At 64.1% G+C, this 15,465-nt stretch carries 17 protein-coding genes; all 17 read right to left on the bottom strand.

Annotated elements, in window-relative coordinates:
- Window positions 1–188: 188 nt before the first annotated feature.
- Window positions 189–308, bottom strand: coding sequence for an L-serine ammonia-lyase, iron-sulfur-dependent, subunit alpha (locus ACIBG8_RS19655; protein WP_397346208.1), 120 nt, complete (start codon window positions 306–308; stop codon window positions 189–191).
- Window positions 309–803: 495 nt separating this feature from the next.
- The gene (locus ACIBG8_RS19650; protein WP_397344265.1) at window positions 804–1,163 is read right to left on the bottom strand and encodes a hypothetical protein; all 360 of its coding nucleotides are present in this window, start codon (window positions 1,161–1,163) and stop codon (window positions 804–806) included.
- Between the two features lie 10 nt (window positions 1,164–1,173).
- Window positions 1,174–1,890: a peptidoglycan-binding protein gene (locus ACIBG8_RS19645; protein WP_397344264.1), complete on the bottom strand. Its 717-nt coding sequence runs from the start codon at window positions 1,888–1,890 to the stop codon at window positions 1,174–1,176.
- Window positions 1,891–1,954: 64 nt separating this feature from the next.
- Complete coding sequence (locus tag ACIBG8_RS19640) at window positions 1,955–2,203, bottom strand: hypothetical protein (protein ID WP_397344263.1); 249 nt, start codon at window positions 2,201–2,203, stop codon at window positions 1,955–1,957.
- On the bottom strand, window positions 2,200–3,390 hold the full coding sequence (locus ACIBG8_RS19635) for a hypothetical protein (RefSeq protein WP_397344262.1): 1,191 nt from the start codon (window positions 3,388–3,390) through the stop codon (window positions 2,200–2,202). The genes ACIBG8_RS19640 and ACIBG8_RS19635 overlap by 4 nt, the downstream gene beginning before the upstream one ends.
- A 22-nt stretch (window positions 3,391–3,412) precedes the next feature.
- Window positions 3,413–4,627 (bottom strand): hypothetical protein, encoded by a 1,215-nt coding sequence (locus ACIBG8_RS19630; RefSeq protein ID WP_397344261.1) that lies wholly within the window; start codon window positions 4,625–4,627, stop codon window positions 3,413–3,415.
- Between the two features lie 87 nt (window positions 4,628–4,714).
- The gene (locus ACIBG8_RS19625; protein ID WP_397344260.1) at window positions 4,715–6,250 is read right to left on the bottom strand and encodes a hypothetical protein; all 1,536 of its coding nucleotides are present in this window, start codon (window positions 6,248–6,250) and stop codon (window positions 4,715–4,717) included.
- A 2-nt stretch (window positions 6,251–6,252) separates the two neighbouring features.
- On the bottom strand, window positions 6,253–7,254 hold the full coding sequence (locus ACIBG8_RS19620) for a hypothetical protein (RefSeq protein WP_397344259.1): 1,002 nt from the start codon (window positions 7,252–7,254) through the stop codon (window positions 6,253–6,255).
- Window positions 7,255–7,356: 102 nt separating this feature from the next.
- Window positions 7,357–10,488 (bottom strand): hypothetical protein, encoded by a 3,132-nt coding sequence (locus tag ACIBG8_RS19615; RefSeq protein WP_397344258.1) that lies wholly within the window; start codon window positions 10,486–10,488, stop codon window positions 7,357–7,359.
- A 546-nt stretch (window positions 10,489–11,034) separates the two neighbouring features.
- Entirely contained in the window at window positions 11,035–11,376 is a 342-nt protein-coding gene (locus ACIBG8_RS19610; protein ID WP_397344257.1) for a hypothetical protein, read from the bottom strand.
- A gap of 137 nt (window positions 11,377–11,513) precedes the next feature.
- Entirely contained in the window at window positions 11,514–12,365 is an 852-nt protein-coding gene (locus ACIBG8_RS19605) for a hypothetical protein (protein WP_397344256.1), read from the bottom strand.
- Between the two features lie 45 nt (window positions 12,366–12,410).
- Window positions 12,411–12,821, bottom strand: coding sequence for a hypothetical protein (locus tag ACIBG8_RS19600; protein ID WP_397344255.1), 411 nt, complete (start codon window positions 12,819–12,821; stop codon window positions 12,411–12,413).
- Complete coding sequence (locus ACIBG8_RS19595) at window positions 12,818–13,111, bottom strand: DUF5403 family protein (protein WP_397344254.1); 294 nt, start codon at window positions 13,109–13,111, stop codon at window positions 12,818–12,820. Before ACIBG8_RS19595 ends, ACIBG8_RS19600 begins: the two co-directional genes overlap by 4 nt.
- Window positions 13,108–13,479 carry a hypothetical protein gene (locus ACIBG8_RS19590; protein WP_397344253.1) on the bottom strand — a complete coding sequence of 124 codons (372 nt, stop codon included), beginning with the start codon at window positions 13,477–13,479 and terminating at the stop codon, window positions 13,108–13,110. The genes ACIBG8_RS19595 and ACIBG8_RS19590 overlap by 4 nt, the downstream gene beginning before the upstream one ends.
- Window positions 13,476–13,865 (bottom strand): hypothetical protein, encoded by a 390-nt coding sequence (locus ACIBG8_RS19585; RefSeq protein WP_397344252.1) that lies wholly within the window; start codon window positions 13,863–13,865, stop codon window positions 13,476–13,478. The genes ACIBG8_RS19590 and ACIBG8_RS19585 overlap by 4 nt, the downstream gene beginning before the upstream one ends.
- Before the next feature lie 68 nt (window positions 13,866–13,933).
- Entirely contained in the window at window positions 13,934–14,827 is an 894-nt protein-coding gene (locus ACIBG8_RS19580; RefSeq protein WP_397344251.1) for a phage capsid protein, read from the bottom strand.
- Window positions 14,828–14,870: 43 nt separating this feature from the next.
- Window positions 14,871–15,452, bottom strand: coding sequence for a hypothetical protein (locus ACIBG8_RS19575; protein ID WP_397344250.1), 582 nt, complete (start codon window positions 15,450–15,452; stop codon window positions 14,871–14,873).
- Window positions 15,453–15,465 lie beyond the last annotated feature (13 nt).

Genomic DNA, 15,465 nt, shown 5'->3' with positions numbered 1-15,465 from the left:
CGTGGGGAGCGCGAGGGTTCTCCCTCGCCGGGGTGTGGGGCGAAGCCCCACTGTCACAGCCCGAAGCTCTTTGGCGCGAAGCGCCCCCATCGAAGGACCTCGCCGTTGTGGGGGTGTGGGGGGCGCTGAGCCCCCCACTGGTCACAGTCTGGAGGTCAAAAGCGCGAAGCGCCCCCTTGCGGAAGCCCCTAGCACTCGATGACGTTGACGGCGAGGCCGCCGCGGGAGGTCTCCTTGTACTTGTCCAGCATGTCCCGCCCCGTGTCGCGCATCGTCTTGATGGCCTTGTCGAGCCATACGGTCCACACTGCGATCTCGTGCCTATTGGGGAGGGTCCAAAATCCCGATGTGTGAGACGACGAAAAGCCCCCAACCGTCACGGTTGGGGGCTTTGTCGTATTCGCGCCAAGACGTACACGCATTTCCTTGAGCAGACCAGGTCGGAGACGCTATCGTCGCGCTCCGCCCCCGACTCGACATGAGGTGTGACAATGTACCCGACTCACTACCACGACCCGAGACGGGCATTGTCTGACGCAGTGGTGTTCGAGGTATCGCGTGGGTGGCGGGTTGAGTCCCATACCGACTACATGGCGGTTCTAGTCTCCGAGGGAAGAAGTGTTCAGCCGGTCAACCATGTGCTTCACCTACTCCTCACGCTGGTGACGTGCGGATTTTGGGCGGTGGTTTGGCTGATTATGGCTATCTCGCAGCCGAAACCCGCACTTGGGATGAGGATCGTTCTTACGGTTGATGAGTACGGCAACGTAATCCGTCGCTAGAAAGCCAGGTCTTCCTTCGTACTACGCCGCCTTGTCGTTGTGCAGATACGAGACCACGGCGGTCAGGACCGCCTGGCCGACCGACAGACCCAGTAGCCGCCAGTCGATGTCAGCGCCGATGGAAAGCGAGGTGAACACCCCGCCAACAGCGATCAGGACTGCGGCGATGAGGCCCTGGTATCCGGTGCGCTTGGCACGGTAGGCGGCCACCGCCTTGGGTTTGGACTCTACGACGTCAGCGATTTCGATCTCCTCCAAGAGGTAGTCATCCAGCTCCTCGACCATTTCGAGGGCTGGGGGGTCTTCGGTGGCGGAATGGCTGGCTCTTGCCTGTCTGGCAGACAGCGCACGTAGCTGCGCCGCCAGGTCGTTCACATCCATGCGCTTCTCCTCACAGGCCAAGGGCCTTCTTCGTCTTCGGACCGATCTCGCCGTCAGCTGTAAGCCCGCGACGGGCCTGGAAGTCCATGACCGCGACATGCGTCAGCGGGCCGAAGGAGATGTCTTCGCCGAGGTAGGTGTAGCCGAGCGTCCTCATGTGCTTCTTCAGGGCCAAGACGTCTTGGCCCCTATCGCCCTGCTCCAGCACCCGATCACCGGGCGTGGTCGATGTGCTGTCGTAGAAAGGACGTACGTAGCCGTAGATCCGCGAGCCCATGCGAGACAGGGTCTTCCTGTAGACGCCGTTGCCGTTGCCCTGCACGCCCTTGTCGGTGCGGCCTGAGGTGTTGCCACCAACCGTGGTTATGGTCGCCGCGGTGACCTTCTCCACCAGTTCCACGTGGTAGATGCCGTTGGCGCCGCCCCTGGTGAACAGGACGAGGTCTCCGGCCTTGGGGCTTGAGAACCAGCGGCCACGGGCCTTGGCCCACGCGTACTGGGCCTTGGTGCCCGCTGTGTGCGGGTAGTCGATGTTGGGGCGCATCCCGGCCCGCTTGCACCAGATCGAGGTGGCGGCGGCACACCATGGATAGCCGTAGCCACCAGAGGGGTAGCCGGGAATCTTGCCGAACTTCTTCGTGATCGGAACGAGGTTGGAGCCGTCAGGCTTCTCTCGCATGCCCAGATCCCTGCGGGCCTGGGCGATCACCTTGGCAGGGGTGGTCACATGCTGCTCCAAACAGAAAAGCCCCGCTGTACGGCAGGGCTTGAGGGGACTTCTTTCTTCTTGATCAGCCGGGTCGGAAGATCTGCACGAGCTGGATCACCAGCGCGCAGACCGCACTTAGCAGTGACGCCGAGATGGCGTACTTCCACTTCTCCAGGTCGCGGATGCGGCCCTCGTGGTCGGTGTTGGCCTCCTGGGACCGTTCGAGCCGGTAGACCAGCTCGTTGACCGCGTACTTCAGCTCGGTGAGCTGGTCGTAGATGTCGCGGGAAGTGATGAGGACTCCACCGCTCTGTGGATCGTCATTCGTCACAGAGTGAATCCGTTCAGGGGGATGGTCAGGACCGACTGAAGGGTGGCGTTGAGCTTGACGCCGGTCGGGCACTTCCAGAGGGTCAGTTCCTTGAAGGAATCCATGCGAACCCAGACGTCCGGGAGGGCTGTGGTGCTGACCACGGCGGAGACGAACGCGCGGGCGTAGGTGTCCTTGGCGATCGTCAGGCCGGTCGGGAGGTTGTGGTTGAACGACAAGATGGCCAGCTTCGAGCCAGCGGAGGCTTGGGCGGCGAGGTCAGCGCCCTTCTTCGTCACCGTCAGGTGGACATACAGGATGGGGCCGAAGACGTAGGCGAACGTTCCTGTGGTGTCCCACGAACCTGTGTCCTGTGGAGCGTCCAGCGTCACCGGTCGAACGGCCAGCTTGGACTTGATCGCCGTATCGAAGGTGGTCAGCGTGGTCAGTTGGCCGTCATGCCCAGAAACCCTGGTGTCCAGGGAGGCCGCCGACGTCTCCACGGCACCAAGGCGCGTGGCGATCTGCGCAGGGATGTCGTTGGTGAACACCTCGCGGGCTGATACCCACTGACCGCCCTTTCCGATGACCAGGCGGGAGCCGGTCGCGTCCACGCCCAGCGCACCTTCGGCAGGTACGGGCTCGAAGCCCGGCTGCTCGAAGGTCATCGGCCTGATCCGCTGGCTGAGGAACCAGCGCCGGTCCTTGATAGTGGTGACTCCGACGTCCTTCTCGACGGCCACCTCGAAGAGGGGAATCTCCGTCCTGGCGTCGTTGAGATTGACCTTCCACGACCCAGACGCCTGGTTGATGGCGTTCTTGATCTGGACGAAGCGGAACGCGCTGGTGGTCTCGTCAACCTTCAAAGCCACCAGATCACGCCGGATGAGCTTGCCGGTGCCGTCGTCGGCGAAGTCGGCTCCGGTGATGTCGATATCGAACGCCTTGGGCGATGCCAGGTCGAAGTAGTAGCCATCGATCGAGGCCACGCCCGGCTGGACCTCGACCTGCGTCGCCGTGAGCTTGACCGCGAACAGGTCGCGATTGCCGGCTGACGGGACGCCGCCCAGTTCCGGCTTGCCTACGACGCCGTTGGACTGCCAGGTCTTGGCCATCGACTTCCAGTTTCCCTGGGTGACGACTTGTCCAGGTCCACCAGGGAACGGCCAGCCGTGTTCGCTGGGATTGGGGGAGTTGAAGGAGGCCATGCGCAATCCTTTCCAGCTAAATCTAGCGCCCGATGTAATTCACAGAGAGGCCATCCGACCAGGCAGTGGCTTCGCCATTCAGGCTTGCACGAGCGCGATAGACGACATGGCGATATTCGTAGTAGTTGTTCGGGTCTACAGGGTGCTCCGTAATTCTGGAACTCCACATGCCGTCGCTTCCCACGGTGGTCGGCGGCGGCACTTGAGGTGGGCTGGGTGCGGCTGTCTTATCCGTCGCGCTGAACTCGATGATGGAACCAGGGGTTCCGGTTCCAGCTAGAGTTACCCAGGTGTCGTAACTCTGATTGGTCAGCGGGGCGAGAATGTACGGCCTGTCGAGCTGAGGCTTTGGAATTGGTGCGGACCCCATGTTGAAGTACTGGAGTGACTCATTCGAAGACCTGAATTCACGGAACCGTCGCGTTCGGAGATCCCACTTCGATCCCACGGGAAAGGTGGCGGAGTTCGTCTGGATGGAGGATGACCAGGAGCCGTCCTGGCTGGGTAGAACGAATCCCTTCTCTGTCCCCGTGAGCTTCCACGGCGGGACGGGTTGCCCAGACTCGGGCCGCTTACGGATCTCCAGGAGCACCCATTCAGAGCCATCGGTCGCCATCGGCGTGCTGCCGGGGGCGCTGCGGACGAACACCGTCTCGCCAGGCGAGAAGTACGGCGCGCTCGCGATCGGGTCCTCGGCGGGAGGTGGCGGCTGGTTGGAGCGGACCGTTACCGAAAGGTGCGGGTACCGCGATCCGGTAAATCCGCCACCTGGGGTGCTTCGGTAGTGGGTTCCGTCAATGTGGTGCTCAACGCCGTCTGCAGGAAGCTTGAAGGTAAGTACGCGCTCCTCTTTGGCATTCAGAGTCTCGAACAAGACGGTGCCCAAGCCGGGAACGGAGATTCCGGCAGCGAGCGGCTCCTGATGGATTCCCGTATGAGACGCTTTGATCTTGACGTGGGTTTCCTTGGTGACAGGGTGCGTCGCAGACCCTAGATACCTGAGGAGAAGCGCCCCGGTGCAGGAGGTTCGAGGTAGCTGAAGCTCAGCGGTTGAGACAGCGCCCTGAGTTCCGTCATCGACTGCGACCAGGCGGTGGTCCATCCCATCATTCGGGACTTGGACGGTGATATTCGAGCTGCCGTTGGTTCCCAGGTTGAGAGTCCACGCCGAATAAAACCCATCAACGAGAATCGTCACGTTCCCGCTTCCGGATACCTTGACGTTGAAGGAGCCCACAGAAGCAGGCGAGGCGGGAAGGCCCCCAGTCGTATCAACAACACAACTGGGGGCAGCGTCGTTCAGGGAGAGCGAGGTTGCCAAGCGCTAGGCCGCCTTTCTGAGAACCATGGGAGCCTTCGGGATCGTCTCTACGGGCTGAGTGGCGTCCTCGCGGGAGCGCAATGCGCCCAACGACAGCCACAGGTCACGGACTGACCGGTACAGGTACGGCGTCTCTGACGCCTGGCTGCCCAACGTCACCTGAACCCGAGGGCCATCGCTGGCCGACGCCGACAGCCGGATCTCGCTCACGCGCTCACTGCGATCTGAGCCGTCCAGATGGGCGGTCACCCGGTCGCCGAGCGTGTAGTCGAAGTGGTAGCGAAGGCGCGGCGTCTCGATTGGCTGAATGCTGATTGCGGCCTTGGCCCCGGAGGTGAGGCTGAACGACTCCGCCTCATCGGCAAGCGCCCGGTAGTGCGCAGACCAGGATGGCGGGTCCAACTGCCAGCCGGTCTGGCGGGCCGGGTCCTGTGCCCACTGCCAGGGGATGTCACGCCGATCCTTGAAGCGTTCGGCAGTCATTCCCCATTCGACTTCGGCCGCCGAAATGCCCTGCTGTGCCCAGCGCAGAGTGCCCGCGGATTCTGCCGGAGTCTTGGCGGGGTCTCCCCACCAGTACGGGTCGTTGGAGCGGTTGGAGTAGTAGCCGAACCAGCGTTCCGGGCCCTGCTTTTCGACCATGTTCACGGTGTAGCCGGTGATGTTTCCCAGCTCATCGAAGGTGGGTCGGTCTTCGGCCTCGAACCATGTCCGGTTTTGCGTCCCGATGACAAGCCGGGTCGCCTCGGGCGCGGTCAGCGAGTAGGAGAAGCCCTTCAGGTTGCCCATGTCCACGGAGAAGCGCACCGTTTGGGACAGGTCCCGCGCTCGCGAGAAGGTGACGACGAGCCCCGGCCCCGAAGGGCTTGCTTCCCCGTTGGATGCTCCGACGGAGGCTGGGTCGGGGTGCCACATGCACCGAACCGACAGGTTGTAGACGCTGGCCAGAAGGGAGGCCAGCTCATCCACCCGAGCGAACTTCAGCCGGACCGATTTGGCTGACTCATCGGGCAGGATGTCGTCGGCCGGAGGCGCGAGGTATAGCGGCGGCCCCCTGCGTGCCGTGTGCCCCTGTGTGTTGGCCTTCAGCAGCTTGTACAGCAGTTCGCCGGCGTGCTTCCACTTCAGGTCCGCCATCCACTGCGGGGTCGCCCCCTGGAGGTGGATATCGGCAGCAGGGTTGGTCCACGCGAGGCGCTCGGCAAGGAAGACGTTGTCGCACACGCCGGACAGCTCCAGGGTGCCCGCCCCGGCGTCTTCGGCGTCGTTCCACTTGCGGTGAATCTTCCGGATAGGGCCGGAGAAGCTGGGTGTGTCGCTGCCGTCTCGGAAGACGACAACGCCCCGACCAGGGGTGAGCAACTTGGCCTGCGGGTGCTGGGCAGGGATATCCATGGTCCAGGCGCCCACGATGTTGTGCCGTGCGATTGCCTCGAAATCGCTGTAGGAGTCCAGCTCGCCAACGATGGCCAGCGGGACAGCATGGGGGTCGCGGGGGAAGAGAGATTCGCGCACGAGGACGCGGAAGGCGAAGGACACGATCAGATCCCGAGGTAGCCAGGCAGATAGGACAGGGAGACCACGGGGCGGTTACGGGAGAGCCAGTCCAACTCCTCGGCCGGGGTCATACCGGGGGGCTTGTCGATCGCAAGCTCGACGATGTTCTCGCCGGACTCCAGCGCCCACAGCTCGGAGGTGATGTCCACGGCACCCCACAGGGGAGTGCGCGGCCCGTTACCGTCCTTGCGCTGCTTGTAGATGTCGAGTTCGCCCTTGGCGGTCTCGATGAATATGGCGTCGTCGGTCGTCAGCGTGACGGGCTTGTTGAAGCGGAGCGTTCTGGCCGTCTCCGTCGCCAGGTCGGCCAGGTGGATGCTGAAGGTAGACGCCAGCGGGCCCTCGATCCACCAGCGAGGTTGAGCGGCAACCTCGCCAACGTTGGTGACCACTTGAGAGGTGATCCACTCAGGGTTGGCGGACAGGACGAGGCCATCGCCAGGTGTAACGCCATCGGGGCTGAGGAACTGGCTGCCGGTCTCGGCGATGAACGGGCTGAGCTTGCCGTAGCGGACGAAGCTCGCGGTGGCACGGGCCAAGCCGCGAAAGTACGGGTCAGTCGCGCGAAGGACCAGGCCGTAGGTGGTCCAGTTGACTCCCGCCGAGCTTTCCTCGCCGCCCTCGGCTCCCGAAACGTAGTAGCAGGTGAGCTGCCGAGCGGGTTCGGCCTCCCACGGGCCGCCAGGGGAGTATTGGGTGTATTCGGTGACGATGAGGCTGACGAGCCCTTGGCTGGGGTTGAGGCTGGCGATGAACTTGCGCTTGAGGCGCATCATCTCCGGCCGGGTAGGGGCCACGATCTTCAGGGGTAGGAAGATCTCACGGATGCCCGCTCGCACCGAGCGGACGAACCCACCGGGGATCGCCGGGTACTCGTCGGCGTTGATGGTGAACGAGGGGGCATCCAGACCCTTGGCCTTGGGCTGGAGGAGGACGGCGGTGGCGTCGTTGCCTTCACCGGCCAGGGTGTAGAGCTTGTTGTCCACGCCGCGTAGCTGCACGGCGGTGGGCTTGAACAGCACGAAGAAGCCTCCTGGCAAGGGAAAGGCCCCGGCTTGGTGAGCCGGGGCTTGGTGGAGGGCGGAGGGTTACTCGTACAGCGCGTCGGCGTAGGAGAGCTGCTTGCGAAGCTGCTCCTCGGTGGGGATGTTCGGCGCTGCGGTGATCGTGAAGTTGTAGATCTTCTGCACGGTCGGGGCCTTCGCCGAGCGGTCGTCCTCCGGTGCGCGTATGGCGCGGGCGTAGGAGGACATCTGCTCAGCCATATCGGCCTGGGCCGCCATCGGGGCTGCCATCAGGGCCATGGGTTCGGCCGCGAGCGGACTGACACCCATGGGGGCCATGGATCGGAAGTTGTCTCCGCCGTCGTCGCCCCCGCCGCCGCCGTCTCCGCCTGTCTCGTTCCGCTCGATGTTCACCACGATGTTCGTGGTGAAGGTGCGGTTGAGCTGCTCAAGCTGAGCCAGGATGTCAGCGACACCTGAGGAGACGGCTGACTGGGCTTGGCTCATCTCCGACTTGATGGCGTTGGCGAACCCGCCCAGTTCCCCGGCCTTCTTGCCTGCCGGGGGTAGCTTCTCCAGCTCCTTGATCATGGCGGAGACGTTGGTGGTGACGTCCTCCTTGCCCTTGGTCAGGGCCTCGGTGATCTTCTGATTGGTTGTCGAGAAGTCAGAAGCCGCGGCCATATCGGTGGGCAGCTTCTTGTACTCCGTCACCGTGTTGGTGACGCCCGTCGTGACCGCTGTGGTGATGCTGGTCATCTGGGTCGTCACGGCTGCGGTGACCGTGGCGGAACCGGTGGTCATCGCGGACGCGAGCTGGGTCGGTAGCGCCTGGAAGGCCGTCACCACGGCCGGAACGCCGGAGGTGACCGCCGTGGCGATCGAGGTCATCAGCGTGGTGGTCGCCTTGGAGACGTCCGCGTCGGCGATGCCCTTGACCATCGACTGGCCAAGCGCGGTGAACGCCTGCCCCATCGCAGGAGCGGCCCCCGAGACGATCGTGGTCATCTGGTCGAGCTTGGTCTGAAGCTCCTCCGGGGTCTTGGCGTTACGGATCATCTCCGGCAGCGCTTCAAGGACTTTGGAGAACGACTGCGTGATCTTCTGCCCACCTGCATCCACCTGCGTGGCAGACTCGTTCATCTTGATGCCGAGCAGGCTGGCGATCTGCGACGCCTGAACCTGGTTGTCCATGCTCAGGAGCATGGCCTTGACCTTCTCGACATTGGCCTGGCCGCCCTTGTCGATCTCGGCCAGGACGGCGCGCATGTTCGCGGCCATCTTCTGGGCGAGCGGATCGCCGGACTTCTCGGCCTCCGACAACAGGGATTCCATCGCCTTGCGCCACTCGGCGCTCATCTGCCCGTCGGCGTACGCCAGGTCAGTGAGTAGCTGTTGGAAGGTGGACTGGAACTGCTGGTTGAGCTGGGCTCCACTGGTGTTGCCATCTGTCACCATCTGGTTCCAGCCGCGCTGCCAGGTCAGCGAGATCTGGCCCATGCCCGTCTCGGCTGCGGAGACCGCACTCTGGAGTGAGACGGCGAGCTGGCGCTGGAGGTTGTTGGCCGCCTCTGCGGTGGAATCGGCCTGTGTGACCAGGCCCTTGAGGTGTTCGCTGGAAACCGTGGCGGTGGTCTTGAGAACGCCCGTCAGCTTGTCCCAGTAGTTGCCCGCCTCGTCGATGGCGGCCCCGGTGGTCGCCGCCATGTTGGTGGCCACCTCGGCGGCCTTCTCACCCAGCAGGATGATGGTCTCGGCCAGAGTGGTCAGGCCCGCGATGATGTCGGGGTCCGACAACGTCTCAGCGAACTGGGATACGGCCATGGCCAGGGCTGAGAGGACCTCCGGAGCCATCAGGGCGAAGGCTCGGGCCACCTGCTCCAGCGGGGACGCCATCTGGACGAGCGCGTCGGCCAGGGCTTGCGCCGCAGCGCCGTAGACATCCTTGTTCGCGGAAAAGGCGTCGAACAGCCTCTTAAAGGCCTCTGCGATCGTTGTGAGCACATCTGGCGCAAAAGAGGAGAAAGCGCCTGCCAGATTGGCGATCGAGGGCAGCAGAATCAGCGCCGCATCGGCCACGGCCTGGAAGCCGGCCGCGAACCCGGGGGCCCACGCAGACAGGCTGGTGAAGAAGTCCCCGAACGCCTGGCCCAGTGTGGCGAGCCCCTGCTGGATGCCCTCCCAGAAGCCGGAGGACATGAGGTCCTCCATGGCGTTGGCCATGCCGACCAGCGCGTTGGTGGCGAAATCCGCCATGCCCCGAGCCAGGGGCTCCAGGGCCTGGGCCGACGCCTGGAGCGCCAGGACCCACGCGTCGTAGAAGGGCTGGCCCTCCCGCATCGCGTTTCCGGCACGCGTGGCCAGGTCGGTGAAGGACTCCAGCATCGGCTGGATCGACGATCGGAAGGCTTCGGTGAAAGCCCCGATGACCGCGTCCCACTCCTCCTTGAGCTCCTTGGAGCTCTGCATGAAGGCGTAGACGACCCCTGCGAGGATCACCGGCAGGGCGATCAGGGCTGTAGCCCCGATCAGCACCCCGCCAATGGCGATGGCCGCCGCACCAGCGGCAACCACAACCGCCCCGAGGATGGCGATCACGCCGGAAATGAGGACCGCCAGGCCCGCCCACTGGGCGATCGAGCCTGCGATCGACAGGGCCATGCTGGAAACCGAGCTGAGCCCGGAAGCCGCGCCCGAGCTGGCGGAGGTGATCCCGTTCAGCGCACTAGATCCGGAACTGGCCAGCGTGCTGAAGGAGTTGCTGATCGCGCTGGTTGCGCCACTGATCGCGGAGAACAGGGTGGTCAGCCCGTTGGAGATGTCGTGGATCTTGTCCCGTGCGGTGTCGAAGGAGCTGACGTCGAGGTCGACCTTGATCCGCTTGGTCTCCGTGCGGGTGAGCAGCGCAAGCTTGGCTTCGGCCGCAGCGGCGTCCAGGTCGACCTTGAGGGTGACCTTCGCGGAGTTCCGGCCCGCGAGCCTCTGCTGGGCCCGTGCGATGGCCGACTCGATGGCGCTGGACTCGACGTCCAGGTTGAGCTTGGCCGTACGGTCGCGGGAGACCTTGGCGAGAGCGGCTTCGGCGGCCGACGTGTCGGCCTTGACCTTGATCTCGACCTCATGCTGGCCGGAGGTGATCCGCTTGAGATCGGCCTCGAATTCGGCGAACTTTCCCTTGATCTCGATGTCGATGGACTTGTTCGCGTAACGGGCCAATTCGGATTCGAGTTCCTTGCCGAATCCGCTAGTGTCGGGAACAACCTTTACGCCTACACGCGAGACTTCCTTACGCGCGGGGCTGCCAGCCATGAAACCTCCATTAGGCCCGCTCAATCGGGCGTGATGGAGGCAGGGGAATCGACGACCCAGGCCCTAGGTGCGCAGGCGTTGCGCCCTCACCCCGAAGGCGGGAAAGCAGTGGATTGGTCTTTTTCGACTCGGGGGATTGCTCAACGCCCGGCCTCGGATAGCGCGTCGGAGTCGGGACCTTCTTCGGCTTCTCTGCCTTCGAGACCGCGAAGAAGTAAGTAAGTTGCTGGACGGAGTCGAATAGGTCCGCGAGCATGTACGCATGCCGGTCCCAGCCGAGAAACTCCGAACCGCGCATGGCCAAGCCATAGGCCGACTCCAGGGGGAGGTGCCTGATGAGTTCGAGCGCCACCTTGGGGGAGCGTCGGCCGGACACCACGTCACGTATGTCCAGGCCGTAATACCGCAGCAGGTCTGCGGTGATCTCCCCGCCGTGGCTGTCGAGCAGCTCGATCAGGCTGAGGCTTCCCCCAGCTCGCCGCCCTTCATCCAGGCATCGAAAATCTTGGATCGAATCTGTGGAGGCAGTTCTGCCAGCGAGTCCTTGAACGCCTTCTTGCCGTCAGAGGCGGCAATCATCATGGAGTCCATGGCCTCAAGCCGGGTGAAAGCATCGGACTTGTCGTCCTGAATGACTTCGAGGAGGGTGCGGACGACCTTCAGCTCTTCTTTGCCTAGAAGCATGACTGGCCGGAGCAGAACGGTATCGCCGTTCTTGGCGATGAATTCCAGGCCCTTCGCCCTGAGTTCACGATCTACGTCAGCCTTCAGGTCGTCGAACTTCAGTACAGCCACAGGATTTCCTCTCAAGATGGGAACGTGGGAATGGAAAGCCCCGCCGAACGCGCCATTCCCAAGCACGCTCGGCGGGGTTGATAAAGAGCCCTCAAGAGCTACCAATCTCGGTTTTGAGGGCAAAAAAGGGGGGAGGGCTAGGGGGTCTGCTTGATCGTGAACGGCTTGGCCGCAGACTCACCGAAGTTCGTCTCGACTTTCACATCCACCGCCAGGTCGCCCGTCTCGACCGGCTTGGGCACCGCGACCGTCAGCTCAGTGCCGGTCGGCGTTGTGACCACATCCGTGCCCTCGTAGACGCCGAACCAGACCGTCAGCGGGGCGTTCAGATTGGTGCCGGTGATCTTGATACGGGTAGCCGGAGCCGACGTGGTCTTGTCCAGAGCGGTCACGGTCGGCGGCTTGACGACCACTGCCTTACCCCACATGACGGGCGAGATCTCGCCCAAGCCAGCGACGCCACCCAGGATGGTGGCCTTCACCGGCATCTCCGTCAGGGCGGACGGGTCGAAGGTAACCCCCTCAGCGCCGATCAGGGAGACCCGCTCGTAGTACTCGACCACGTGCCGGTCGCCGTCCACCGCGACGATCAGCATCGCCTTGGTGCTCGCGGCCGGGACGGACGGGATCTGGAAGCTGCCATCGGCCGTGACCGTCCCGCCGCCGTAGTACAGCTTGTAGGTGTCGATCGTGAAGTCGGCCAGGGCCAGCGTCACCGTGTAGACCTTCGGCGGGTTGGTCGTCCGCAGCGAAGGGTTCTGCCAGGTGCCCAGCACCTCCGCGTCATCACCTTCGGTCTCGTGACCGACGCCGTTCTCCAGCGAGGTGTTACCGATCGACGCCCACGGGAAACCAACCGTCTCGCGCAGCGTGCGCAGGTTACGGATGTCCAGGGGGAGCGTCGGCTTCGGAGTGCCCTCTGGCGCGACGAAGATGTATCCCGTGTTCGGGACGAGGACGGGGTCCTTCGTGAGGTAAGTCGGTGGCATGCGAAACTCCTGGGTGGCGTAGGAAGAAGAACGAAGAGGCCCGCGTCAACGCAGCGAGCGCATCGAGATGTTGTAGGTCCCCTGGAACATGAACTCGTCGCCGTGCTTGGACGACAGACCGTCATGCACCAGCCAGGGGGCATTGACCTCGCGGAAGCGGAACAGGTAGGCCGTCTCATCGCGGAAGTTCTCCCGCGCGGCAGCGATCATCGCTTCCCCGGCCCGCCGAGCGAGCCGGGACGCATCCCCTCGGGTGGAGGAGAACGCCTCGATCTCGAAGTAGCACACCTTGTACAGGTGGGGCTGGCTGGACGCACCACCTCCGGTAGCGCGCACGACCAGAAATTCCCGGTCGCTCCAGTCGGTGGGAGCGAGCGTCATCACCCGGTCGGAGTGCTCAGGAAGGTAGTACTGGAGCGCCTTGATGATGAGCTTCTCCGGATCGATGTCGATCACAGCCGCTTCACAGCCTCTTCGATCACATGGCTGCCAGACACCGGCCGATCCGCCCACGTGTTGTGGTGGCCGAAGTTGTAGCCGATCGCGCCCTCATCGGACATCCCGAACCAGGCGTCCTTGCTGCCGAGCGCGGAAGACTCCACGCTCGCGGCCATGGCTCCGGTCTTGGACCTGATCGCGGCACGCAGTAGGCCCGCGCCCTTGTGGGCTACCTTCATGACTTCGTCGTGGACTCCGTCGAGTCCCGCCACGATCTCGGCGATGTCAGGGTCGATCCACAAACTCACGCGGCGTCGCCCTTCAGCTCGATTTGAGCGGTGAAGTAGTGCACACGGAGCGAGGACCACTGCTTGGGGGTCTGCACGAGCGTCCAGTCCTGGCCGTTGATCTCCACGCGAGTCCACCGGCCCAAGTCCAGGGAAGCGATCTCGGGAGTCCAGTTGGCCACGATCGTGGATCGGGCGGTATCAGCCCAGCCTTCGGAGGCGTAGCGCATCGCAGCGGCCCAGCCAGCGCCGGAGAAGCCGGTCGGCAGAACGAACGCGTTGATGGTGACGAACTCCGTGGAGGGCTTGGGGGACCGGCCGCCGTAGCCGTCCTCGACCCAGTCGACCTTGAACACCTTGACCGGCGTGGGTGCCCTATCGAGAATCACGGCGTACCTCCCGCGGTGAGCGGGGGAAGCAGGTGGCTGTAAAGCCTGATCGTGCCGATCCCGCCACCGGCCCTGAACGGGCGAAGCGCTACCCTGGCATCGACCGACAGGGCAACCACCGAGCCGCCATCGGCGTACATGGTGGACAGATCGCCAACCCGGTCGTTGGCAACTCCGGGGTCGGTGTTCATGAAGCGCTGCACCTCAAGGCAGCAGATCGCCTTCACCACCCCAGGCACCTCGCCGGGTGAGGTGTAGGTGCGCCGCAGGTAGGACTCGATCAGCGCCGAGACGTCCGCGATGTAGGCCAGCGCCTTGGCCAGGTCGGCACCCGTGAGGGATCGGCCGGAGCGCGCCTCGATGTCAGGAACATCAACGAGCAGCACGAAACTCCCTTCAACAGGAGAAAGCCCCCGACCCCAACGGGCCGGAGGCTAACTTCGCAGACGGGGGACTAGGGCTTCGGAATGACCGTGACCAGCGCTTCCGGGCGGATCACGCGGGCGCCATACACATGGAGGCCCTTGACCGCGTCGCTGAAGTACTTCTCGGGGCGGTAGCTCTCGGTCTTGACGATCTGGTTGGCGAAGGTGACGGCCATCTGGTGGCCGATGACCATCTCGCGCGTGTACATCACAGTGGTCATGTAGACCGTCATGCCGAGAATGCGGCCGACCTCGCCGTTGGTGATGACGGAGCCAGCGCCGTACTTGTCGGCGGAGATGAACCGCTCATCCAGCAGTAGCTCGCTGTAGATCTTCGGCGAGACCACGATGTAGCGGCCCTGGCTGGGCACGTCGTTGGTGTCCAGGACCAGGTTCGCGGCGACGATGGTCTCGTACGCCTTGCCCGCGCCGCCCACAGCGGCGGGGTCGCGGACGATCTGGGTGACCTTCTTGCCCCGGCTGTCGGCCGTGGCGACCGCCGTGGTGATGACACCGGACACGAACACGTCGGCGGCCTCAGCCAGCTTGCGCGCCGCGCGTTCCTGGCCCTTGGCGACAAGGCCCTTGACCTTGTTCTGCACCTGTGCGATGTCCTCAACTCGGAAGTTGAAGCTGTCCGCCTCAGTGATCTTCAGGTCGGTGTCCTTCAGGGTGAGTTCCTGAGGAGTGCCCAGGCCGGTCTGAAGGTGGTACGGGGTGATGGTCGGGTCCAGGATCTCCATCGGGATCTTGACCGTGTCACCGGCATCACGGATGTCGCCCTCGAAGTCGCGGTTGGCGACCAGGGCGGAAGCAAGGACCAGCGAGCCCTCCAGCTTGATCTGGAGCTTGGCGGAGTAGATCTCCGGGACGAAGCCCGGATTCACGACACCGTGCGCGGTGGCGTTGAAGGCGTTAGCCATGTAGGAGTTCCAATCCGTAAGGAGTCAGGGGGAGAGGGGTGGCCTACGCGAGGCCGTTCTTGAGGTCGTCAAACAGGCCCTTGTCATCGGCCTCGGCGATCTCGGCGGCGCTCATCCGGCTCAGGTCCGCCCGCGTCAGCTGACCGGGCTTACCGGCGCTCGACTGTGGTCCGATGCCGAGTCCCTGCGGGAACCGCGGGCCCTTCGGCGCGGTGAACTGTGCGGAGAGCTGAGAGACGAAGTCGCCGATCGCGTCCACGTTGACCTCGTCGTTCGTCAGAAACTTGGAGACATCGAGCAGGTCGGAGACCACGGACAGGTCGACGCCGGCCTTTGCGGCGGCGGCCTCCAGCTTCAGTTGGGCGCGTTCGGTTGCGATGGAACCCTGCGCGGCCTTACGGCCTCGCTCCTCGGCCTCCACGAGCGCCTTGTCGGCGTCGCTCAGGCTGGCCTTGCGCGCCTCATCGAGTTCGGAAGTGGCCCTCTTCCAGTTGGTCTCGTGCTTGCGCGCGTGGGTCTTCCACTTCTCGGCCTCGACCTTCCAATCCACCTCGGCCTCGTTGGGCGGGGCGGTCGTGGTGGGTTCGACGTTCGGCTCGGTCTGCGGAGTGTCCTGCGGGTCCATCGGCGGGGTGGGT

Source organism: Nonomuraea sp. NPDC050556 (genome assembly GCF_044457355.1).
Classification (GTDB): domain Bacteria; phylum Actinomycetota; class Actinomycetes; order Streptosporangiales; family Streptosporangiaceae; genus Nonomuraea.
Note: the sequence above shows the minus strand (reverse complement) of the source record. Positions and strands in the feature narration are given on the sequence as shown.

Coding starts and splice junctions, on each gene's coding strand:
- ACIBG8_RS19575 (WP_397344250.1), bottom strand. CDS start 15,452: ATGGACCCGCAGGACACTCCGCAGACCGAGCCGAACGTCGAACCCACC.
- ACIBG8_RS19605 (WP_397344256.1), bottom strand. CDS start 12,365: ATGCCACCGACTTACCTCACGAAGGACCCCGTCCTCGTCCCGAACACG.
- ACIBG8_RS19580 (WP_397344251.1), bottom strand. CDS start 14,827: ATGGCTAACGCCTTCAACGCCACCGCGCACGGTGTCGTGAATCCGGGC.
- ACIBG8_RS19635 (WP_397344262.1), bottom strand. CDS start 3,390: ATGGCCTCCTTCAACTCCCCCAATCCCAGCGAACACGGCTGGCCGTTC.
- ACIBG8_RS19650 (WP_397344265.1), bottom strand. CDS start 1,163: ATGGATGTGAACGACCTGGCGGCGCAGCTACGTGCGCTGTCTGCCAGA.